The organism is Bradyrhizobium sp. B025 (assembly GCF_042257955.1).
Taxonomy (GTDB): Bacteria; Pseudomonadota; Alphaproteobacteria; order Rhizobiales; family Xanthobacteraceae; genus Bradyrhizobium; species Bradyrhizobium diazoefficiens.
On the sequence record NZ_CP170150.1, the window covers coordinates 582,013 to 602,132 of the forward strand.

Genomic DNA, 20,120 nt, shown 5'->3' on the forward strand with positions numbered 1-20,120 from the left:
GGTGGCCCAAAGCCTCTGGCTGTTAATCAGGAATATCGTGAAATCAAAGGCTTACGGATCAAGCTTCGGCTTGGCCGGCCTTTGGAGGGCAGTTTGACTCGTTATATCTCGACCCGGGGCGAGGCCCCCGAACTCGGCTTCTGCGACGTGATGCTGACCGGGCTTGCCCGCGACGGTGGCCTGTATGTGCCGGCGACATGGCCGCAGCTCTCGGCTGACACGATCGCCGGCTTCTTCGGCCGCCCGTATTGGGAGGTCGCCGTCGACGTGATCCGTCCCTTCGCCGGAGGCGAGATCACGGACGCCGAGCTCGGCCGGATGGCGAACGAGGCCTACGCCACCTTCCGCCATCCCGCGGTGGTGCCGCTGCGCCAGATGTCGCCGCACCAGTTCGTGCTGGAGCTGTTCCACGGCCCGACGCTCGCCTTCAAGGACGTGGCGATGCAGCTCATCTCGCGGCTGATGGACCATGTGCTCGCCAAGCGCGGCCAGCGCACCACCATCGTGGTCGCAACCTCCGGCGACACCGGCGGCGCTGCGGTCGAAGCCTTCGCGGGGCTGGAGAACGTCGATCTCATCGTACTGTTCCCGCACGGCCGCATCTCCGAGGTGCAGCGGCGGATGATGACGACGACGGGCGCGGCCAACGTGCATGCGCTCGCCATCGAAGGCACGTTCGACGACTGCCAGGCCCTCGTGAAGGGAATGTTCAACAACCATCGCTTCCGCGATGCGACCTCGCTGTCCGGCGTCAATTCCATCAACTGGGCGCGTATCGTTGCCCAGGTGGTCTATTACTTCACCTCCGCCGTTGCCGCCGGCGCGCCGGCGCGCGCGGTGGACTTCGTCGTGCCGACCGGCAATTTCGGCGACATCTTTGCCGGCTACGTCGCCAAGCGCATGGGTCTGCCGGTGCGGACCCTGCGCATCGCCGCCAACGTCAACGACATCCTGGCGCGGACGCTGAAGACCGGCATCTACGAGGTGCGCGAGGTGCACGCCACGGCGTCGCCGTCGATGGACATCCAGATCTCCTCGAATTTCGAGCGGCTGCTGTTCGAAGCCGGCCGGCGCGATGCGGCCGGTGTGCGCCGTCTCATGGATTCGCTGAAGCAGTCCGGGCGCTTCGTGCTGCCCGATGCGACGCTCGCCGCGATCCGCGAGGAGTTCGACGCCGGGCGCGCCGACGAGACCGAAACCGCGGCCGCGATCCGCGCCGCCTGGCGTGAGGCGGGCGAGCTGGTCGATCCCCATACTGCGGTCGCGCTCGCGGTCGCCGATCGCGACACCACCGACACCACGGTGCCCAGCATCGTGCTTTCCACCGCGCATCCGGCCAAATTCCCCGACGCGGTCGAAGCGGCCTGCGGCCAGCGGCCGCAACTGCCGGCCTGGCTCGACGGCCTCATGACCAAATCCGAACACATCAAGGTGATGAAGAGCGATCAGGCCGAGGTCGAGCGGTTCGTGCTGTCGGTCAGCCGTGCCGCAAAACAGGGAGTTGCCGGATGAGCGTCGAGATCTCCAAGCTTGCGTCCGGCCTCACCGTCGTCACCGACAAGATGCCCCATCTCGAGACTGCGGCGCTCGGGGTCTGGGCCGGCGTCGGCGGACGCGACGAGAAGCCCAACGAGCACGGTATCTCGCATCTCCTCGAGCACATGGCATTCAAGGGCACGACCAAGCGCTCGTCGCGCGAGATCGTCGAGGAAATCGAGGCGGTCGGCGGCGACCTCAATGCCGGCACCTCGACCGAGACCACGTCCTATTATGCGCGGGTGCTGAAGGCGGACGTGCCGCTGGCGCTCGACGTGCTCGCCGACATCCTGGCCAATCCCGCCTTCGAGCCCGACGAGCTGGAGCGCGAGAAGAACGTCATCGTGCAGGAGATCGGTGCCGCGCAGGACACGCCCGACGACGTCGTGTTCGAGCATCTCAACGAGCTCTGCTATCCCGACCAGCCGATGGGCCGCTCGCTGCTCGGCACCGCCAAGACGCTGCGCGCCTTCAACCGCGACATGCTGCGCGGCTATCTGTCGACGCATTATCGCGGGCCCGACATGGTGGTGGCGGCCGCCGGCGCGGTCGATCACAGCCAAGTGGTCGCCGAGGCCGAGAAGCGCTTTGCGAGCTTCGAGGGGACGCCGGGCCCGAAGCCGCAGGCCGCCCAGTTCGGCAAGGGCGGCGCCAAGGTCGTGCATCGCGAGCTCGAGCAGGCGCATCTGACGCTGGCGCTGGAAGGTGTGCCGCAGAACGATCCGTCGCTGTTCTCGCTCCAGGTCTTCACCAACATCCTCGGCGGCGGAATGTCGTCGCGGCTGTTCCAGGAGGTGCGCGAGAAGCGCGGCCTCTGCTACTCGATCTACAGCTTCCACGCGCCCTATACCGATACCGGCTTCTTCGGCCTCTACACCGGTACCGATCCGGCCGATGCGCCGGAGATGATGGAAGTCGTGGTCGACGTCATGAATGATTCGGTGGAGACCCTGACCGAGGCCGAGATTGCACGGGCCAAGGCGCAGATGAAGGCGGGCCTCCTGATGGCGCTGGAGAGCTGCTCCTCCCGTGCCGAGCAGCTCGCCCGCCACGTCCTGGCCTATGGCCGGCCGCAGACGGTGCAGGAGCTGGTGGCCCGGATCGACGCCGTCAGCGTCGAATCGACCCGGGACGCGGCGCGTGCACTGCTTTCGCGCAGCCGCCCTGCGGTTGTCGCATTAGGCAGTGGCAGGGGTCTGGACACGGCGGTGTCTTTTGCGGAAGGATTGACCCGGGCACGTGCCAAGGCGCGACTGCATTAGGAGCCGCGCGTGGGCTGATCCGCCCCGGGAAGCATCACCATGGCCCTCTTTCGCCTGCCATCCAGTGGACCCGCCGCCCTCGCGCCGCGCGGCGACGGGCTTTTGCTGCGTGCACCGCAGATGTCGGACTTCCTGCAGTGGGCTCACTTGCGCGAGTCCAGCCGCGATTACCTGACACCCTGGGAGCCGATCTGGCCGTCGGACGATCTGACGCGCTCCGGCTTTCGCCGCCGCCTGCGCCGCTATTCCGAGGATATCGCCGCGGACCGCTCCTACCCCTTTCTGATCTTCCGTGAGCTCGACGGCGCCATGGTCGGCGGCATAACGCTCGCCAATGTCCGGCGCGGCATCGTCCAGGCCGGCACCATCGGCTATTGGGTCGGCCAGCCCCACGCCCATCGCGGCTACATGACGGCAGCGCTGCGGGTGCTGCTGCCGACGCTGTTCGGCGAACTCAACCTGCACCGGGTCGAGGCCGCCTGCATCCCCACCAATGCACCGTCGATCCGGGTGCTGGAGAAGTGCGGCTTCTCCCGGGAAGGGCTGGCGCGCCGCTATCTCTGCATCAACGGGGTCTGGCAGGACCATTTGCTGTTCGGTCTGCTGCACGAGGATTTCCGCGGCTGAGCCGGTCGGTTCGTACGGCCAAAGTCTCCGGCGTCCTGCCTTTTTTGCTGCCTTGGGTTCGCCGATTTTGGCGATATAACGCGGCGGGAAGGCTGGCGATCGGCCGGATTGTTGTCATGGAGTATGGGCGTTGATGGTGCACGAGCTTCGGTCATCGCGGAATGCGTTGCGGCGGGGGACAGCGGTCGCGCTGGCGTTGTCGGTTGCGTTCGCGTCCGTCTCGCCGGTGGCGGCCCAGTCGTTGAGCGACCGCTTCAAGAGCCTGTTCGGCGGCAAGTCCGACGAGCCGGCCCAGCCCAAGCCGGCGCCTGCGCCCGGACAGCCGGCCGACGACGATGTCGATTGCCCGCAGGTCACGGTGCGCGCCGGCGCCTCTACCTATGCGGTCGGAGCCACCGGCAAGCCGGCCGTCGGCAATGAGGTCCGCTTCCAGGCCACCATCACCAAGATGGCGCGTGAATGCGTGCGCAACGGCGGCGACATCACAGCCCGGATCGGCGTCCAGGGCCGCGTCATCGCCGGTCCCGCCGGCGCGCCTGCTAGCGTCGAGGTTCCGCTGCGCGTCGCGGTGGTGCAGGGCGGCGTCGGCGAGAAGGTAATCGCCTCGAAGGCCTATCGGACCACGGTCGGGATGTCGGAAGGCGGCAGCGTGCCCTTCACCTTCGTCGCCGAAGATCTGTCCTATCCGATCCCGTCGGCCGCGACCGCCGATTCCTACGTCTTCTACGTCGGCTTCGACCCGCAGGCGCTGTCGCCCGAGCCGAAGGCAAAGCCGAAGAAGAAGTAGGGTCTCGATCTCGGCTGGCACCGCAATTTCAGCTGTCATCACCCGCGAAAGCGGGTGATCCAGTATTCCAGAGACGTCAGCGGTCTACGGAAGGGCCGCGGCGTACTGGATGCCCCGCCTTCGCGGGGCATGACATCCAATTTGCGGCCACGGCGCCCGACAAACAAAAAAGCCGGCGCTCATCGCGCCGGCTTTTTGATTGATGAGGCGTTCGCGCTCAGTTCAGCTTCTGCCGAACTTCGCTGATGCTCTTGGCGAGCAGGTCGTCGGCGACCTGGCCCTTGACCGACTGCGACAGGATCGTGGAGGCGGCCTGGACGGCGGCTTCCGCGGCTGCGGCACGGACATCGGCCACCGCCTGGGCCTCGGCGAGCGCGATCTTGCTCTCCGCGGTCTTGGTTCTGCGGGCCACGAAGTCTTCCATCTTCGCCTTGGCCTCGGTCGCGATGCGCTCGGCTTCGACCTTGGCGTTGGCGATGATGTCGGCAGCCTCGCGCTCGGCCGTGGCACTGCGCGCCTTGTAGTCGGCGAGCACCTTGGCCGCCTCCTGCTTGAGGCGCGTCGCGTCGTCGAGCTCGGCCTTGATGCGCGCGGCGCGATGGTCGAGCGCGGTCATCGCAGACTTGAAGACCCCGAGATAGCCGAACACGACCATCAGGATCACGAAGGCGATGGCGACCCAGGTTTCAGGATCGAAGAACATCTCGATTAACCTTTCAGGGACGCATCGACCGCGGCATTCACTGACGCGGCATCGGGAACGACGCCGGTGAGCTGCTGCACGATCTGGCCTGCCGCATCGGCCGCGATGCCGCGGACGTTGCTCATGGCGGCTGTGCGGGTCGAGGCGATGGTCTTCTCCGCCCCGGCGAGCTTGGCCGCCAGCTGCTCTTCCAGGGCCTTGCGCTCGGTTTCCGCCTGCGCATTCGCCTTGTCGCGGGATTCATTGCCGATCGCCTGCGCCCGCGAACGCGCCGAAGCGAGTTCGCTTTCATAGGCCTTCAGCGCCGCGTCGGACTGGTCCCTCAGCGTCTGCGCCTCGGCGAGGTCACCCTCGATCTTGTTCTGACGCGCTTCGATCGCCCCGCCGACCTTCGGCAGAGCGAGCTTGGACACGATCACGTAAAGCACGACGAAGAAGATCGCGAGCGACACCAGCTGCGAAGCATAAGTGCTGCTCTCGAACGGCGGAAAGCCGCCACCGTGACCGCCTTCGGCCCCGGTGTGGGCGCCCGCCGCTGGACCCTTCGCCCCGCCATGACTCTCAGCCATGGAGTACTCCTGTTGCTGTCATGCGCGCCGCTTCGGTCGAAGCGGCGCGAAGAACGTCGTCCTCAGAGCGGAACGAACAGCAGCAGCAGCGCGATCAGCAGCGAGAAAATGCCGAGCGCTTCGGTCACGGCGAAGCCGAAGATCAGGTTGCCGAACTGGCCCTGAGCGGCCGAGGGGTTGCGAACGGCCGCGGCGAGGTAGTTGCCGAAGATCACGCCCACGCCGACGCCCGCACCGCCCATGCCGATGCATGCGATGCCCGCGCCGATAAGTTTTGCTGCTGCCGGATCCATTTTAGACTCCTTGGAAGAAAGATTGGGTTGTGGGTGGAAATTCCCCGGACCGCTCAGTGTCCCGGATGAATGGCGTCGTTGAGGTAGATGCAGGTCAGGATCGCAAACACATAGGCTTGCAGGAACGCGACCAGAATCTCGAGGGCGTACAGCGCGACCGTGAGCGCCAGCGGCAGCACGCCGCCGACCCAGCCGAGGGCGCCGAGCGAGAAGCCGAGCATGGCGACGAAGCCCGCGAACACCTTCAGCGCGATGTGGCCGGCCAGCATGTTGGCGAAGAGACGGACGCTGTGGGAGACCGGCCGCAGGAAGAACGACAGGATCTCGATGAACATCACCAGCGGCAGGATGTAGCCGGGGACGCCGTGGGGCACGAAGATCGAGAAGAATTTCAGGCCGTTCTTGGCAACGCCGTAGATCAGGACCGTGAAGAAGACCAGCAGCGCCAGGGCTGCCGTCACAATCAGATGGCTCGAGATCGTGAAGGTATAGGGAATGATGCCGATCAGGTTCGAGACGCAGATGAACATGAACAGCGAGAAGATCAGCGGGAAGAACTTCATGCCTTCCGAGCCGGCGGTCGAACGGATGGTCGAGGCGACGAACTCGTAGGAGATCTCGGCGACCGACTGAAGGCGCCCGGGAACCAGCTGCGCACCGCTGGCAAGCATCAGCAGCGAGATGATCGCCACGGCGATCAGCATGTAGAGCGATGAATTGGTGAAGGCGATCGTCTGATGGCCGATATGGCCGATCGTGAAGAGAGGCTCGATGTTGAACTGGTGGATCGGGTCGATTTTCATCAGCGCGGCATCTCTTGGTCTGCCGGGCAATGCCGGCGGGTCTCGGTCTGCCGGCCGGGCCGGCCCGTACCGGCAAAGCCGGCACGATCATTCCTCTCCTGAGCGGATCGCTTAAGAACCACCGCGCCTGTTTTGACCTGCCCCTGCCGTTCTCACCACATTCACCACGCCGGCGACGAAGCCCAGCAGCAGGAACACGATAAATCCGAAAGGCGACGTCGACAGCAAGCGGTCGAAACCCCAGCCAATCCCCGCTCCGACGACGACCCCGGCGACCAACTCCGAAGATAACCGGAAACCAAGCGCCATCGCCGAGGCTCTGGCCGCTCTGTCTCCATCGTCACCTGCGGGTTGCTCGGTCTTGACGTGGCGGCCGCGAAGTTCGGACAACCGCTGATCAAGATTTCCGAGCCGTTCGGAAAGCGCAGCTTCCTCGGGCGATCTATCGCGATCTCCATTCTCGCCGTGTCCCGTGCCCTGTGTCATGCAACGAAGACCCGAAACGCCGCGGCTGAATGGAAATTACGCCCGCCACCCTCAAAAGCCGCGCGGACCATACTGATGGCCCATAATCAAGTCAAGCCAAGTCACGATTGCGTCGCTTTCCGTTATGTGTCTGATTTATTTGACGATATCGGCGCACGCGGCAGCGCTGCACACAGCGTGACGCCGCACCGCAGCAGCTCCTCTCATGATCGGTGGATGCGGTCGCCATTTCGCCGTGCTGCCGGGATCAAACGGGCGGCCGTAATCGTTGATTCCGGGCGAGTGTTTTTGGCGGCGGATGGCCTTGCCGGGGTGTAGAATTGCAGATGTGCCACCTGCGCGGCGTGGCGGAGAGTGCGATGAGACCAGCGACGTCGTCCACAACATCATGGCTTTCGGCAGCGGCGCTGGCCGCGGTGATGGCCAGCAGCGGCGGTCTCGTTGCCGCGCAATCCGCGCCCGACGGCGAAAACGGCCGCTACAGCATGACGCCGATCCCCGAGGGCGTGCTGCGGCTAGACACCCGCACCGGCACGGTGTCGACCTGCACCAAGAACGGCGCCGGCTGGGCCTGCTACGCGGTGCCCGACGAGCGTGCCGCGCTCGACGCCGAGATCGGCCGGCTCCAGACCGAAGTCGAGAAGCTGAAGGGACAGCTCGCGGCGGGACCGACCGTGTCGGGCAAGATCGACGAGGCGCTGCCGAAATCCGACCCGCTCAAGAAAGCCGATCCGAAGGTCACCGAGGGCAACCGCAAGATCGAGATCCCGCTGCCAAGCGACCAGGACGTCGATCGTGTGATGTCGTTCCTGGAAAAGGCCTGGCGTCGGCTGATCGACATGGCCAACCGCGTGCAGAAGGACGTGTCGGGGAGGATCTGAGTTTGTCGTCCTGGCGAAAGCCAGGACACATACGGCGCGGCCTCTCGGTTCATTCTCGAAGCGCGTTGCCACCTTTTGCCGTCACGCGCATTCGGGGTAATGGGTCCTGGCTTTCGCCAGGACGACGTTACGAGAGAACCTCCATGACATCAGCCAGATCCGTAACCCGCTCGGCGCCATCCTCGGTGCAAGCCACCATTATCTCATCGTCGCTGCTCACCGTGGAGACGCAGGGGCGCGGCTTCACTGATCTCACCAGCGAAGCTATGAAATTCATCAATGAGGCTCACGCGCGCGAAGGCGCGCTGACGCTGTTCATCCGTCACACCTCGGCGTCCCTGACGATCCAGGAGAACGCCGATCCGTCCGTCCTCGTCGATCTCACCACCGCGCTATCCAGGCTCGCGCCGGAGAACGCCGGCTGGACCCACGACACCGAGGGGCCGGACGACATGCCCGGACATATCAAGACCATGCTGACGCAGACTTCGCTTCAGGTCCCGGTCCTGGACGGCAGGCTCGCGCTTGGCACCTGGCAGGCGATCTATCTGATCGAGCATCGCGCCCGCCCGCACCGGCGCGAGGTAGTGCTTCAATTCATCGGCGCCAATCAGTAGGCAGAAAACAAAACCGGCCGCGGAGACCGCGGCCGGTTGGTGTTGGTTGATCGTTGCTTGCGATCAGGTCGCCTTGATGTCGACGTCCTTGGTCTCGGGCAGGAACAGGAAGCCGATCACGACGGTGATGGACGCGAAGATGACCGGATACCAGAGACCCGCGTAGATATCGCCGGTCGAGGCCACGATGGCGAAGGCGGTCGCGGGGAGCAGGCCGCCGAACCAGCCGTTGCCGATGTGGTAGGGCAGCGACATCGAGGTGTAGCGGATGCGGGTCGGGAACAATTCGACCAGCATCGCGGCGATCGGGCCGTACACCATGGTGACGAAGATCACGAGGATGAACAGCAGTCCGATGGTCGCGGCCACCTGCGGACGGAAGATGTCGAACGGATGCGCCATCTTCACGATGCCGGCGTCGCCGGTCTTCGGGTAGCCGGCGGCCTGCACGGCGGCGAGAACCGCAGGATTGCTGTCCTTGGCGTTCGTGTAGGCAACTTCCTTGCCGTTGACCATCACCTTCACGCCGGAGCCGGCCGCACCCGATGTCGTCGAATACTTGACCGACGACTGGGCGAGGAAGGCGCGTGCGGTGTCGCAAGGCGCGGTGAAGACGCGGGTACCGACCGGGTTGAACAGGTCGCCGCAACCCGCGGGATCGGCCACCACCTCGACCTTGGCCTGCTCGATCGCCTTTTCCAGCGCCGGGTTGGCGTTGGAGGTGATCATCTTGAAGATCGGGAAGAAGGTCAGTGCCGCGATCAGGCAGCCGCCGAGGATGATCGGCTTGCGGCCGATCTTGTCGGAGAGCATGCCGAACACGATGAAGAAGCCGGTGCCGAGCAGCAGCGACCAGGCGATCAGGAGGTTGGCGGTGTAGCCGTCGACCTTCAGGATCGATTGCAGGAAGAACAGCGCGTAGAACTGGCCGGTGTACCAGACCACGCCCTGGCCCATCACGCCGCCGAGCAGCGCGAGCAGCACCAGCTTGCCGTTCTGCCAGTTGCCGAAGGCTTCCGTCAGCGGCGCCTTCGAACTCTTCCCCTCGTCCTTCATCTTCTGGAAGATCGGCGATTCGTTGAGGCGGAGCCGGATCCAGACCGAGATGCCGAGCAGCAGCACCGAGACCAGGAACGGGATGCGCCAGCCCCAGGCCGCGAAGTCGGCTTCGCCGATCGCGGAGCGGGTGAACAGGATCACCAGCAGCGACAGGAACAGGCCGAGCGTTGCCGTGGTCTGGATGAAGGAGGTGTAGTAGCCGCGCTTGCCGTTGGGGGCATGCTCCGCGACATAGGTCGCCGCACCGCCATATTCACCGCCGAGCGCGAGACCCTGGGCAAGGCGCAGCGCGATCAGGATGATCGGGGCCGCGATGCCGATCGTCGCCGCATTTGGCAGCAGGCCGACGATGAAGGTCGACAGACCCATGATCAGGATGGTGACGAGGAAGGTGTATTTCCGGCCGACGATGTCGCCGATGCGGCCGAACACGATCGCGCCGAACGGGCGCACCAGGAAGCCCGCGGCGAATGCCAGCAGCGCGAAGATATCGCGGGTTGCCGGCGGGTAGGCCGAGAAGAACTGCGCGCCGATAATGCTGGCCAGCGAGCCGTAAAGGTAAAAATCGTACCACTCGAAGACGGTACCCAGCGAGGAGGCGAGAATGACGAACCGTTCGTCCTTCGTCATCCCTCCCACGCCAGCTTGAGACACAGCCATTGTCGACATGTTGAGTCGCTCCCCGAAAAATGCGTTTCCTCGCGCCCCAGACGCCCGGTCATGCCGGATCAACCCAGGTCTTGGCTCCAAGGTAACATCGGCGTGAAACCCGCCCCAATACGACTTTCGGCCTTGCGCGCTGACGCGCGCCTGACGGCGCGGTATCGGGCGCCGCTGCGCAGCCGCGAAGACTTCCGGATTAACCCCTTTGCAGCAAAGGGATAATGTGCACTTGCATGCCACGGCCGGTCAGGGAAGAATTGGCCAGCCGCAGCATCGACTCGCCAGCCGGTAGCGAATGACAGCAAGAGAACGATGAACGCTCCCTCGACCCATCTCGTCATTGCCGATGATCATCCCCTGTTCCGCGATGCGCTGCGGCAGGCGGTGGCGAGCGTCCTGACCTCGGCCAGGATCGACGAGGCCGGATCGTTCGAGGATCTGACCAAGCTGCTGGAGCAGACCTCCGACGTCGACCTGATCCTGCTCGATCTCTCGATGCCCGGGATCTCCGGCTTTTCCGGCCTGATCTATCTGCGCGCGCAATATCCGGCGATCCCGGTGGTGATCGTCTCGGCCTCCGACGACAGCGCCACGATCCGCCGTTCGCTTGATTTCGGCGCCTCCGGTTTCATCCCCAAGCGTTTCGGCGTCGAGACGCTGCGCGACGCCATCCTCAAGGTGATGGAGGGGGACGTCTGGGTTCCCGCCGACACCGACCTGTCGGCCGCCACGGACCCCGACATGACGCGCCTGCGCGACCGCCTGGTGACGCTGACGCCGCAGCAGGTCCGGGTCCTGATGATGCTGTCGGAGGGACTGCTCAACAAGCAGATCGCCTACGAGCTCGGCGTCTCCGAGGCGACCATCAAGGCGCATGTCTCGGCGATCCTGCAGAAGCTCGGGGTCGAGAGCCGGACCCAGGCCGTGATTGCGGCGGCGAGGATCGCCGGCGGCCAGTGGAAGCAGGGCACGTCGACGGGGTGAGCCCGCTACAGTGTGGCCAGGAGCGCGCTGGCCGCCCTGATATCCACCGTCTCGGAACCTTCGACGAAGCCTTCGAGCGCCGCCTGGAGCAATAGCTTTGCGTCCTCGCGGCCGTGCCGTTCGGCAAGCAGCTGCACAAGATCAATCGCCGCTCGCAGCTCCCAGGCTTTCGCAGCCTTGCCCCGGCTGAGCTCCAGCGACTGCATGAGGCAGACCTCCGCTTCCCCGGTTTTCGGCTCCGGGAGCGACAGCAACACCTTGGCCCTCATGCGCAGCAATTCGGGCATATAGAGATGATCGCCGCCTTGTTCGACGAGGCGGATCGCATCGTCGACCAGGTGCGCGCTCTGCTCGACCTGCCCCAGTGCCAACAAGCCCTGGACCAGCGCGATGTTGAACGTCGTGGTGAGCAGCTCGTAGCCGGAATCGTGGAGCTCGCGCAGGCAGGCCCTTATCGTCTCGACGCCGCCTGCGGCGTCGCCGCGCCGGATCGCCAGTTCGCCTTTGACGCCGCGGCCGACCGCGAGGTAAGGGCCCATCGAACGCGAGGTGGCATGCGCGATGAAGTGGTCGATGCTCTCTTCCGCATCGTCGAGCTCGCCGCTCCAGAGCTCGATCGAGACCAGCCATATCAGCGCGATGCAGAGCGTGATCGGATGGTCCATCTGGGCGGCTTCGGTGACCGTCTGTCGCGCCAGCTGCCGCGCATCCCCGGGCCGGCCCTGCAGCCAAAGCTCTCGCGCGAGCGAGATGCCGGCCCGGTTGCGGTGATCGAAGCCATGGACCGTGCTGGTCCGTTCGGTACCCGGACCCTGCCAGGCAGCCTCCAGCATGTTCAGCGCGTCGCGATGCTCGCCGGCCAGATGCAGCGAGACACCCAGGAGCGAATGGGCCAGTCCGAGGGACGCGGCATCGCCCAGCGTTTCGGCGACTGTGAGGCTCTGCCGTGCGTAACCAAGCGCGGCATCGAACTGCCCCATCCGCTCGTGGAAGATATGCATGCGGCCGAGCAGCTGAAGCTGGTTCGGCGCGTCGCCGCGCGCCTCCGCGATCGCAAGGCTTCTGCTCAATGCGCCGCGCGCCGCTTCGCTGCCGCCGCGCGTGAACATCAGGGTCAGTCCCAAGGCGGCCTGGATGTGCATTTCCTCGGCGCCGCCGCGCGCGGACGGATCGATCGCAAGCAGCGCCCGTTCCGACCAGCGCCGGCATTCGATCAGCAGTGACATTGCGAGAAAGATGGGAGCTGCCGCAGCGGCGAGCGCAATGCCGATGCATGCATCGCCGTTCGCGCCAAAACACCAGTCCAGCGCGGCGCGCACGTTGTGCAGCGCGGAGAAGTGGACCGCGCGTTCGTCGGCGCTCGGCACCGTCGCCCATGTCGTGCCGGCCTGTTCCAGCCATCGCCGGTAGTAGGTCGCGTGGCGGGCGGCGAGCGCCGCGTCGTCAGGCTCGATTTCGAGCAGATAGGCGCGCGTCGTGTCGAGCAGCCGGTAGCGCATCATGGCGCCGATCGGTCGCGGAGCGACCATCGACTTGGCGACGAGGCTGTCGATGGCGTCGAACAGGCGGGCGCGGTCGACACGGTCGTCCGGTACGACCTCGAGCGCCGCGTCGATGGTGAAATGGCCGGCGAAGACCGCGAGCCTGCGCAACACGAGGCGCTCGGTGCCGGACAGCAGCCCGTAGCTCCAGTCCAGCGTCGCCTGCAATGTCTTCTGCCGCGGCGGCGCGGTGCGCTGCCCCTGCCACAGCAGATTGAGGCGTTCGTCGAGCAGCGCCGCCGTCTGCTCCAGGCCGTAGGCTTCGACCCGGCCGGCAGCGAGCTCGATCGCCAGGGCCATGCCGTCGAGCTTGCGGCAGATGCCAGCGACGATCGCCGCATTGCCGTCGTCGAGCGCGATCTGCGCGCCGCCGGCGGTCGCCCGTTCGAGGAACAGCTGAAGCGCGGGATAGGTCTGCGCGACGGCCGCCGTCAGTCCGGCATCGTCAGGCGGAACGGCAAGCGGCGCCAATCGATAGACCTGCTCGCCCTCGACGCGCAGGGCTTCGCGGCTCGTGGCCAGGATATGGACATGCGGCGCGGCGTGGAAGATCTCCGCCGCCAGCGGCGCTGCGGCGGCGATGACGTGCTCGCAATTGTCGAGGATCAGCAGCATCCTCTTGTCCCGGAGATGCGCGAGCAGCGCGGGCAGCGGGTCGTCAGTCTGGGCTGGCAGACCCAGCATCAGCAGGATCGAGGTGATCACGAGATCGGGATCGCTGAGCGCGGCAAGATCAACAAAGTGCGCGGCGTCGGCGAAGGTCTCGAGCAGGTCGTGAGCGACCGCCACCGCAACGGCGGTCTTGCCGACGCCGCCCGGGCCGACGATCGTGACGAAATGCGAGGTAATGAGCTTGTCTGAGATGGCCGCGACCACTTCGTCGCGTCCGACCATCCGCTGCAGCCGGTTCGGCAGTTTCACGGGCGGCGGTTCCATACGCGGTGCGGGGCGCCGCTCTGCCGGAACATCCGTTTGCGAGATCGGCGCCACGAAGCAATAGCCGCGGCCGGAGAGCGTGGTGATGTAGCGGGCGCCGTCCTTGCCGTCGCCGAGGACCTTGCGAAGCGCTGCGACATGAAAGCGCAGATTGGCCTCCTCGACGGCCATGCCGGGCCACACCAGCGCCATCAGGTCCCATTTGCTGACGACCTCGTTCGGCCGCGACATCAGCGCGATCAGCGTGTCGAAAGCTTTCGTGCCGAGCGGCAGCGCGACGCCGTCGCGCGTCACGAGCCTTTCATGCGGCGTCACGGTGAATGGCCCGAACGACAGGGGGCCTGCCGCAGGCGCAGTCGGCTCGGTCATGGCGAGATCTAGGTCCTTGCGAATGGACCGGATAGCCAGATGATCGCGATCCGGCAAGGCCGCTCCCGCATCGGCGTCAGACCGCACATGCAGGCCTCATGGGGCACGCAGGCGGGGATCTCACAACTTCTCACAAGTCCAAACGGGTGTCCTGCGACAGCCGCTGCTAGTCAGTTGCGCGACGGCAAGGAGACCTTCATGACGCAAGCGGCAAAACTGCTCTACACCGCCCGAACCCGCACCGGCGGCGGGCGGCAGGACGGCATGTCCCGCAGTTCGGACGGCCGCCTCGATGTGCGGCTCTCTCCGCCGGGCGGCGCCGGCATCGGCACCAACCCCGAACAGTTGTTCGCGGCCGGCTGGTCGGCCTGCTTCGAAGGCGCCATGGAGATCGCGGCGCGCAAGCGGAAGATCACGCTTCCCAGGAAATGCGCAATCGATGCGGAGATCGACCTCCTTCTCGATGAGGGCGCTTACGCCCTCCGGGCGCGCCTCAATGTCAGCCTGCCGGGCCTCGATCGCGAGGTCGCACGCGACATCGTCGATGAGGCACACCAGACCTGCCCCTATTCCAAGGCCGTCCGCGGCAACATCGATGTCGCGGTCGCGCTGACCTGACGAACCATCTCCGACCATAAACAAGGTAGCACCATCATGAAGCAGCTCATCGACCAGCATCGCCGCAAGTTCTTTGGCGTCGCCGCGGGAACCGTTGCCGTGGGTCTCGGCGTGATCGATCTCGCCCGCGCTGAAACGGAAGCGCCGCGATCCCTCGCATCGAATGCGTCGTTCGGCACGATCAAGCAGATCGATGCCGGCGTACTCAATGTCGGCTATGCCGAGGCTGGCCCGTCGAACGGTCCCGTCGCGATCCTGCTGCACGGCTGGCCCTACGACATTCACGCCTTCGTCGATGTCGCGCCGATCCTGGCAAAGGCCGGCTATCGCGTGATCATTCCTTATCTGCGCGGCTACGGCACGACGCACTTCCTCTCCAGCGAGACGCCGCGCAATGGCGAGCCGGCCGCAATGGCCGTCGACATCATCGCGCTGATGGACAAGCTCGACATCAAGAAGGCGGTCGTCGCCGGCTTCGACTGGGGTGCGCGCACCGCCGACATCATCGCCGCGCTGTGGCCGGAGCGCTGCCGCGCGCTGGTGTCGGTCAGCGGCTATCTGATCTCCAGCCAGGCTGCCGGCAGCGCGCCGCTGCCGCCGTCGGCCGAGCTGCAATGGTGGTATCAGTTCTATTTCGCGACCGAGCGCGGCCGCGCCGGATACGAGAAGTACACGCACGATTTCGCAAAGCTGATCTGGAAGCTCGCCTCGCCGCAGTGGAAGTTCGACGACGCCACCTTCGACCGCAGCGCCGCGGCGCTCGACAACAAGGATCACGTCGCGATCACGATCCACAATTACCGCTGGCGGCTCGGGCTCGCCAAGGGCGAAGCGAAATACGAGGAGCTTGAAAAGAAGCTCGCGGCGGCCCCGCTGATCAGCGTGCCGACGATCACGATGGAAGGCGACGCCAACGGTGCGCCGCACCCCGACCCCAGCGTCTATGCCAAGAAATTCTCCGGCCGGTACGACTATCGCCTGATCACCGGCGGCGTCGGCCACAATCTGCCGCAGGAGGCACCGCAGGCCTTTGCCAAGGCCGTCATCGATGCCGACGGCGCCTGAGGATCCGCCAGCACCTCGGTCCGGCCGGGCCGGACCGAGGTTCATCCGTTGATCCCAGCTTGATGAAACTCATGACGCCAACTGAACCTGCAAAGAAAAGATTCTCCTTCCCCACGGTGATCGTGCTTGCCGCGCTTCTTCTGGTCGTTCTCCTGACCTGTGTGCCGTACCTCGTCTCGATCGCGCTCGCGGAGGGCCCCGCGACAGCAGATGCCTCGCCGATCTTCGGGGTCACGATTCCCGCGGGCTACAGGCAATGGGAGCTGGTCGCGCCGGCCGAAGAGGCCGCGCCGCTCGACGAGCTTCGCGCGGTCGTCGGCAACCAGGTGGCAGTCGACGCCTATCAAGCCGGAAAGCTTCCGTTCCCGGATGGCACCATTCTGGTCAAGCGCGCCTGGAAGCGGAAACAGTCACCGGAATTCGCATCCGCGACGATTCCCGGCGCTGCTACCACGATCCAGGTGATGGTCAAGGATTTCAGGAAATATGCCTCAACCGGCGGCTGGGGCTTTGGCCGCTTCGTCAACGGCAAGCCGGTCGACGAGGCCCAGCACCGCACCTGCTTCGCCTGCCACGAGGCTCGCGCGAAGGGGCACGATTATGTCTTCACGCGGCTTGCGCCCTGAGTTGCGACGGCGTGGCTGGCATTCGCCAACGGGCCTATCTCACTCCGCCGCCACCATCTGCTGCGTGCGCCACTGCCCGAGCAGGGCGCGCAGCGAGGCCGGCTTCACCGGCTTGTTCAGCACCGCGATCTTCTCGTCGCGCGCCGCCAGCTGCACGGCGGGGCTGCGATCGGCGGTGATCAGGATCGCAGGGATGGCGTCGCCGAAGCGGCGGCGGATGTCGCGGATCGCGGCGATGCCGTTGCCGCGGTCGAGGTGATAGTCGACCAGCAGCCCGGTGACGCGCTTGCCTGCAACTTCGATCGCCGCGATCGCGCCTTCGGGATCGGCGACCGCGATCACCTCGGCGTCCCAGGCCTTCAACAGCGTGCGCATGCCGTCGAGGATCGCCGCATCGTTCTCGATGCAGACGATCAGCGCGCCCGCGATCGGCGTACGCGCCAGCGGCGTCGCGCTGGTCACTGCGGCGGTGAGGGTGATCGCCTTCGCCGTTGGCACCGTCACCGAGAATACCGAGCCACCGCCCACATTGGCGTCGATGGCGATGCCGTGGTTGAGCACGCGCGCCAGCCGTTCGACGATCGACAGGCCAAGGCCGAGGCCGCGCGCGATCCGCGCGCCCTGCTCGAGGCGGTGGAACTCCTTGAAGATCTCACCGCGCTTGACCGTGGGGATGCCGACGCCGGTGTCGTAGACGCAGATCTTGAGCGAGGCGCCGCGGCGGCGGCAGCCGACCAGCACGCGGCCGCGCGGGGTGTATTTGATCGCGTTGGAGATCAGGTTCTGGAGCAGGCGCCGCAGCAGGAGCCGGTCCGACTCGACCGGCAGCGAGCAGGGTACGAAGGTGAGATCGAGGCCCTTGGCGCGCGCGATCGGTGCGAACTCGATCTCCAGCGAGCGCATCAGATCGGCCATCTTGAAGCTCGAGATCGAGGTCGCCATCGCGCCGGCGTCGAGCCTGGAGATGTCGAGCAGCGCGCCGAGGATCTCCTCGATGGCTTGCAGGGATTCGTCGATGTTCTCGACCAGCCGGGTTTCCTCGCCGCTGTGCTGGCGTTCGACCAGGCTGGTGACATAGAGCCGCGCCGCGTTGAGCGGCTGGAGAATGTCGTGACTGGCGGCGGCGAGGAAGCGTGTCTTGGAGATGCTGGCGTCTTCCGCCGTGCTCTTGGCCAGCGCCAGCTCGGAGTTCAGCCGGGTCAGCTCTTCCGTGCGGTCGCGTACGCGCTTTTCCAGTGTCGCGTTGGCGCGCTCCAGCGCTTCCGCGGCCTCGAATGTGGGCGTGACGTCGGTGAAGGTGATGACGAAGCCGCTGCCGGGCATGCGGTTGGTGAGCACCTCGATCACCATATGGCGGTCCGGCAGGCGCTCGAGATAGGGCTCGCTGTCGATGGTATAGGCGGCAAGCCGCCGCTCCAGCATGGCCTCGCGCTCGATCGGGTCGGCCGGATTGCTCACGTCCATGAATTCCAGGATTTCGCGAAGCGGCGTGCCGAACTGGATGAAATGCGGGGGAACGTTGAGGAGATCGCCGAACTGCCGGTTGGAGCAGATCAGCTGCAGGTCGGCGTCGAACACTGCGATGCCCTGGCGCACATGGTTGAGCGCGGTCTGCAGGATCTCGCGGTTGAAATGCAGCGCCGCATGGGAATCGTCGAGCAGCTTCAGCGCGGCTTTGGCGGAGACCGTCCGCTTGCGCAGCAGCAGCGACATCACGAGGCGCGAGGAAGCAGCTCCGATCGAGGAGGCGATCAGGTGCTCGGCGTGCTGGAGCAGCTCGAAATCGGCGGGCGCCGCCGGCTCGAGCCGCACATTGCGACGGGCCGAGAAGGCCTCGAACGAATGCCGGGCGCGGTCGGGCCCGAGATATTGCGCGACCGTGGTCTGGATGTCCTGCACGGTGACGGTGGTGCGCCAGCGGCGGAAATTCGGGGAGATCGGCGCGAGCGTGTTGGGCACGAACAGATCGGCCTGCACCAGCTCGATGGACGAAGGCCGCCGTGCCAGCGACAGCAGCACATAGGTGAGGATGTTGAGCGACAGCGACCAGATGACGCCATGCATCAGCGGCGGCAGGTCGGCGCCGAACAACGCCTGCGGCCGCAGCACCTCGATCCCGAACGGGCCGTGCTGGAGCAGCAGGATGCCTGCGGTCGAGGAATCCATGAAGCTCGGAATGAACAGCGTGTAGAGCCACACTGCGAAGCCGACCAGCATGCCGCCGATCGCGCCGCGCGCGGTCGCCCGCCGCCACAGCAGCCCACCGAAGAAGCTCGGCGCGAGCTGGGCGATGGCGGCAAAGGACAAGAGGCCGATCGCTGCGAGCTGGGTATTGCCGAGCGCGCGGTAGTAGAAATAGGCCATCACCATGATGGCGAAGATCGCGAGCCGCCGCGAGCGCAGCAGGAAGTCGCTGAAATCGGCGCCGCCGGTGCGCCCCTCCGGCCGCCGTTGCAGCACCAGCGGCACCACGAGGTCGTTGGAGACCATGATGGAAAGCGCGACGCATTCGACGATCACCATCGCGGTCGCCGCTGACAGGCCGCCGACGAAGATGGCGACGCTGAGCAGATCCGCGCCGCCCGCCATCGGCAGCGCCAGCACGTACATATCAGGATCGGCCGTGCCGAACGGAAAGCTGACGAGGCCGGCGATCGCGATCGGGATCACGAACAGATTGATGGCGACGAGATAGAGCGGGAACAGCCAGCGCGCGCGGCCGACCTCGGCATCGGAGGAATTCTCCACCACGCTGACATGGAACTGGCGCGGCAGCAGCATGACCGCGCACAGCGACAGCAGCGTCATGGTCAGGAAGTTGCCGATCGACGGCGAGTAGTTGATGGCGCGCACCGCCTCCGGCGTCTTCATCGCGCGCTCGATCAATTCATGCGGCGAGAACATCCAGAATGTGACGAAGATGCCGGCGGCGAGAAAGGCGACCAGCTTGACGATGGATTCGGTCGCGACCGCCAGCATCAGGCCGTGCTGGTGCTCGGTGGCGTCGGTCTGCCGCGTGCCGAACAGCACGGCGAAGGCCGCCATCGCCAGCGTCACCATCAACGCCATGTCGCCAAGGATCGGGATGTGGGAGAAGGCCTGATCCTCGCTCAGGATCGTCTCCAGCGAGGAGGCGACCGCCTTGAGCTGGAGCGCGATGTAGGGCACCGAGCCGATGATGGCGATCAGCGCCACGGTCGCCGCCACCGCCTGGCTCTTGCCGTAGCGGGCGCCGATGAAGTCGGCGATCGAGGTGATGTTGTGGGCCTTGGCGAGCTGGATCACGCGGCGCAGCACGCCGGCACCGAGGCCGATCATCAGGATCGGGCCGACATAGATGGCGAGGAAGTCGGTCGAGGTGCGGGTGGCGAAGCCAACCGAGCCGAAGAAGGTCCAGGAGGTGCAGTAGATCGCCAGCGACAGCGGATAGATCAGGCCGGAGGCGCGGCCTGGCCCGGCCGGCGAGCGGCGGTCGCCGTGGCTCGCCACCAGGAACAGGAAGCCGATATAGCCAAAGGCGGCGGCAATCACGCCCCAGTCGTGCAGCATGGCGAGCGTGCTTCTCCCTGGGCGCGACGGCGCCCGGTCTCATTTTCCCTGCAAATCTAGCGCGTTGGACGAGGCGAGGCGACAGCGAAATGCCCGGAAGGGGCGGGAACTGGCGTCGTCGTTAAGCCGTAGGGCGAGCTGCCTGC

The 20,120-nt window shown here is 65.9% G+C and carries 19 protein-coding genes; 11 read left to right on the plus strand and 8 right to left on the minus strand.

Features of this window, described 5'->3' with window-relative positions:
* The first annotated feature begins 93 nt into the window (after positions 1–93).
* The 4 genes from thrC to ACE10W_RS02700 all read left to right on the plus strand — a co-directional run bounded on the left by thrC (position 94) and on the right by ACE10W_RS02700 (position 4,212).
* On the plus strand, positions 94–1,512 hold the full coding sequence (gene thrC / locus ACE10W_RS02685; protein WP_304550693.1) for a threonine synthase: 1,419 nt from the start codon (positions 94–96) through the stop codon (positions 1,510–1,512).
* Positions 1,509–2,798, plus strand: a complete 1,290-nt coding sequence (locus tag ACE10W_RS02690; RefSeq protein WP_304550695.1) for a pitrilysin family protein — start codon at positions 1,509–1,511, stop codon at positions 2,796–2,798. Before thrC ends, ACE10W_RS02690 begins: the two co-directional genes overlap by 4 nt.
* Before the next feature lie 39 nt (positions 2,799–2,837).
* Positions 2,838–3,425, plus strand: coding sequence for a GNAT family N-acetyltransferase (locus ACE10W_RS02695; RefSeq protein ID WP_304550697.1), 588 nt, complete (start codon positions 2,838–2,840; stop codon positions 3,423–3,425).
* A 133-nt stretch (positions 3,426–3,558) separates the two neighbouring features.
* Complete coding sequence (locus ACE10W_RS02700; RefSeq protein ID WP_011084003.1) at positions 3,559–4,212, plus strand: hypothetical protein; 654 nt, start codon at positions 3,559–3,561, stop codon at positions 4,210–4,212.
* A gap of 217 nt (positions 4,213–4,429) precedes the next feature.
* Here ACE10W_RS02700 and ACE10W_RS02705 read toward each other — a convergent pair whose 3' ends face one another.
* The 5 genes from ACE10W_RS02705 to ACE10W_RS02725 form a co-directional block, all read right to left on the minus strand.
* Positions 4,430–4,915, minus strand: coding sequence for an ATP synthase subunit b 1 (locus ACE10W_RS02705; RefSeq protein WP_011084004.1), 486 nt, complete (start codon positions 4,913–4,915; stop codon positions 4,430–4,432).
* Between the two features lie 5 nt (positions 4,916–4,920).
* On the minus strand, positions 4,921–5,484 hold the full coding sequence (locus tag ACE10W_RS02710) for an ATP synthase subunit b 2 (protein ID WP_011084005.1): 564 nt from the start codon (positions 5,482–5,484) through the stop codon (positions 4,921–4,923).
* Positions 5,485–5,546: 62 nt separating this feature from the next.
* On the minus strand, positions 5,547–5,777 hold the full coding sequence (locus ACE10W_RS02715) for a F0F1 ATP synthase subunit C (RefSeq protein WP_007599451.1): 231 nt from the start codon (positions 5,775–5,777) through the stop codon (positions 5,547–5,549).
* 53 nt (positions 5,778–5,830) lie between these two features.
* Positions 5,831–6,580: a F0F1 ATP synthase subunit A gene (locus ACE10W_RS02720; RefSeq protein WP_011084006.1), complete on the minus strand. Its 750-nt coding sequence runs from the start codon at positions 6,578–6,580 to the stop codon at positions 5,831–5,833.
* Positions 6,581–6,691: 111 nt separating this feature from the next.
* Complete coding sequence (locus tag ACE10W_RS02725; protein ID WP_028173698.1) at positions 6,692–7,066, minus strand: AtpZ/AtpI family protein; 375 nt, start codon at positions 7,064–7,066, stop codon at positions 6,692–6,694.
* On the opposite strand from ACE10W_RS02725, the gene ACE10W_RS02730 reads away from it, so the two are divergent.
* The 3 genes from ACE10W_RS02730 (at position 6,947) to ACE10W_RS02740 (ending at position 8,564) form a co-directional block, all read left to right on the plus strand.
* Positions 6,947–7,384 carry a hypothetical protein gene (locus tag ACE10W_RS02730; protein WP_011084008.1) on the plus strand — a complete coding sequence of 146 codons (438 nt, stop codon included), beginning with the start codon at positions 6,947–6,949 and terminating at the stop codon, positions 7,382–7,384. The genes ACE10W_RS02725 and ACE10W_RS02730 overlap by 120 nt on opposite strands.
* A gap of 41 nt (positions 7,385–7,425) precedes the next feature.
* Positions 7,426–7,947, plus strand: a complete 522-nt coding sequence (locus tag ACE10W_RS02735) for a hypothetical protein (protein WP_304550731.1) — start codon at positions 7,426–7,428, stop codon at positions 7,945–7,947.
* A gap of 143 nt (positions 7,948–8,090) precedes the next feature.
* Positions 8,091–8,564 carry a secondary thiamine-phosphate synthase enzyme YjbQ gene (locus ACE10W_RS02740; protein WP_304550732.1) on the plus strand — a complete coding sequence of 158 codons (474 nt, stop codon included), beginning with the start codon at positions 8,091–8,093 and terminating at the stop codon, positions 8,562–8,564.
* A 63-nt stretch (positions 8,565–8,627) separates the two neighbouring features.
* Here ACE10W_RS02740 and ACE10W_RS02745 read toward each other — a convergent pair whose 3' ends face one another.
* A complete protein-coding gene (locus tag ACE10W_RS02745; protein WP_171901154.1) occupies positions 8,628–10,253 on the minus strand; it encodes an MFS transporter in 1,626 nt (541 codons plus the stop codon).
* 345 nt (positions 10,254–10,598) lie between these two features.
* On the opposite strand from ACE10W_RS02745, the gene ACE10W_RS02750 reads away from it, so the two are divergent.
* A complete protein-coding gene (locus ACE10W_RS02750) occupies positions 10,599–11,270 on the plus strand; it encodes a response regulator transcription factor (RefSeq protein ID WP_011084012.1) in 672 nt (223 codons plus the stop codon).
* Positions 11,271–11,275: 5 nt separating this feature from the next.
* Here the strand turns inward: ACE10W_RS02750 and ACE10W_RS02755 are convergent, their stop codons facing one another.
* Positions 11,276–14,116: a winged helix-turn-helix domain-containing protein gene (locus ACE10W_RS02755; protein ID WP_304550733.1), complete on the minus strand. Its 2,841-nt coding sequence runs from the start codon at positions 14,114–14,116 to the stop codon at positions 11,276–11,278.
* A 198-nt stretch (positions 14,117–14,314) separates the two neighbouring features.
* On the opposite strand from ACE10W_RS02755, the gene ACE10W_RS02760 reads away from it, so the two are divergent.
* From ACE10W_RS02760 to ACE10W_RS02770, 3 genes are all read left to right on the plus strand, one after another.
* Positions 14,315–14,734: an organic hydroperoxide resistance protein gene (locus ACE10W_RS02760; protein ID WP_304550734.1), complete on the plus strand. Its 420-nt coding sequence runs from the start codon at positions 14,315–14,317 to the stop codon at positions 14,732–14,734.
* Between the two features lie 36 nt (positions 14,735–14,770).
* Positions 14,771–15,799 carry an alpha/beta fold hydrolase gene (locus tag ACE10W_RS02765; RefSeq protein ID WP_304550735.1) on the plus strand — a complete coding sequence of 343 codons (1,029 nt, stop codon included), beginning with the start codon at positions 14,771–14,773 and terminating at the stop codon, positions 15,797–15,799.
* A 71-nt stretch (positions 15,800–15,870) separates the two neighbouring features.
* Positions 15,871–16,425 (plus strand): cytochrome P460 family protein, encoded by a 555-nt coding sequence (locus tag ACE10W_RS02770; protein ID WP_304550736.1) that lies wholly within the window; start codon positions 15,871–15,873, stop codon positions 16,423–16,425.
* Positions 16,426–16,464: 39 nt separating this feature from the next.
* Here the strand turns inward: ACE10W_RS02770 and ACE10W_RS02775 are convergent, their stop codons facing one another.
* Positions 16,465–19,974, minus strand: coding sequence for a PAS domain-containing hybrid sensor histidine kinase/response regulator (locus ACE10W_RS02775; RefSeq protein ID WP_060909344.1), 3,510 nt, complete (start codon positions 19,972–19,974; stop codon positions 16,465–16,467).
* Positions 19,975–20,120: the final 146 nt, after the last annotated feature.

Bases quoted from the DNA above. Each gene is read 5' to 3' on its own strand.
- ACE10W_RS02690 (WP_304550695.1), top strand. From the start codon at position 1,509: ATGAGCGTCGAGATCTCCAAGCTTGCGTCCGGCCTCACCGTCGTCACC.
- ACE10W_RS02695 (WP_304550697.1), top strand. From the start codon at position 2,838: ATGGCCCTCTTTCGCCTGCCATCCAGTGGACCCGCCGCCCTCGCGCCG.
- ACE10W_RS02700 (WP_011084003.1), top strand. From the start codon at position 3,559: ATGGTGCACGAGCTTCGGTCATCGCGGAATGCGTTGCGGCGGGGGACA.
- ACE10W_RS02705 (WP_011084004.1), bottom strand. From the start codon at position 4,915: ATGTTCTTCGATCCTGAAACCTGGGTCGCCATCGCCTTCGTGATCCTG.
- ACE10W_RS02710 (WP_011084005.1), bottom strand. From the start codon at position 5,484: ATGGCTGAGAGTCATGGCGGGGCGAAGGGTCCAGCGGCGGGCGCCCAC.
- ACE10W_RS02715 (WP_007599451.1), bottom strand. From the start codon at position 5,777: ATGGATCCGGCAGCAGCAAAACTTATCGGCGCGGGCATCGCATGCATC.
- ACE10W_RS02720 (WP_011084006.1), bottom strand. From the start codon at position 6,580: ATGAAAATCGACCCGATCCACCAGTTCAACATCGAGCCTCTCTTCACG.
- ACE10W_RS02725 (WP_028173698.1), bottom strand. From the start codon at position 7,066: ATGACACAGGGCACGGGACACGGCGAGAATGGAGATCGCGATAGATCG.
- ACE10W_RS02735 (WP_304550731.1), top strand. From the start codon at position 7,426: ATGAGACCAGCGACGTCGTCCACAACATCATGGCTTTCGGCAGCGGCG.
- ACE10W_RS02740 (WP_304550732.1), top strand. From the start codon at position 8,091: ATGACATCAGCCAGATCCGTAACCCGCTCGGCGCCATCCTCGGTGCAA.
- ACE10W_RS02745 (WP_171901154.1), bottom strand. From the start codon at position 10,253: ATGACGAAGGACGAACGGTTCGTCATTCTCGCCTCCTCGCTGGGTACC.
- ACE10W_RS02750 (WP_011084012.1), top strand. From the start codon at position 10,599: ATGAACGCTCCCTCGACCCATCTCGTCATTGCCGATGATCATCCCCTG.
- ACE10W_RS02755 (WP_304550733.1), bottom strand. From the start codon at position 14,116: ATGACCGAGCCGACTGCGCCTGCGGCAGGCCCCCTGTCGTTCGGGCCA.
- ACE10W_RS02760 (WP_304550734.1), top strand. From the start codon at position 14,315: ATGACGCAAGCGGCAAAACTGCTCTACACCGCCCGAACCCGCACCGGC.
- ACE10W_RS02765 (WP_304550735.1), top strand. From the start codon at position 14,771: ATGAAGCAGCTCATCGACCAGCATCGCCGCAAGTTCTTTGGCGTCGCC.
- ACE10W_RS02770 (WP_304550736.1), top strand. From the start codon at position 15,871: ATGACGCCAACTGAACCTGCAAAGAAAAGATTCTCCTTCCCCACGGTG.
- ACE10W_RS02775 (WP_060909344.1), bottom strand. From the start codon at position 19,974: ATGCTGCACGACTGGGGCGTGATTGCCGCCGCCTTTGGCTATATCGGC.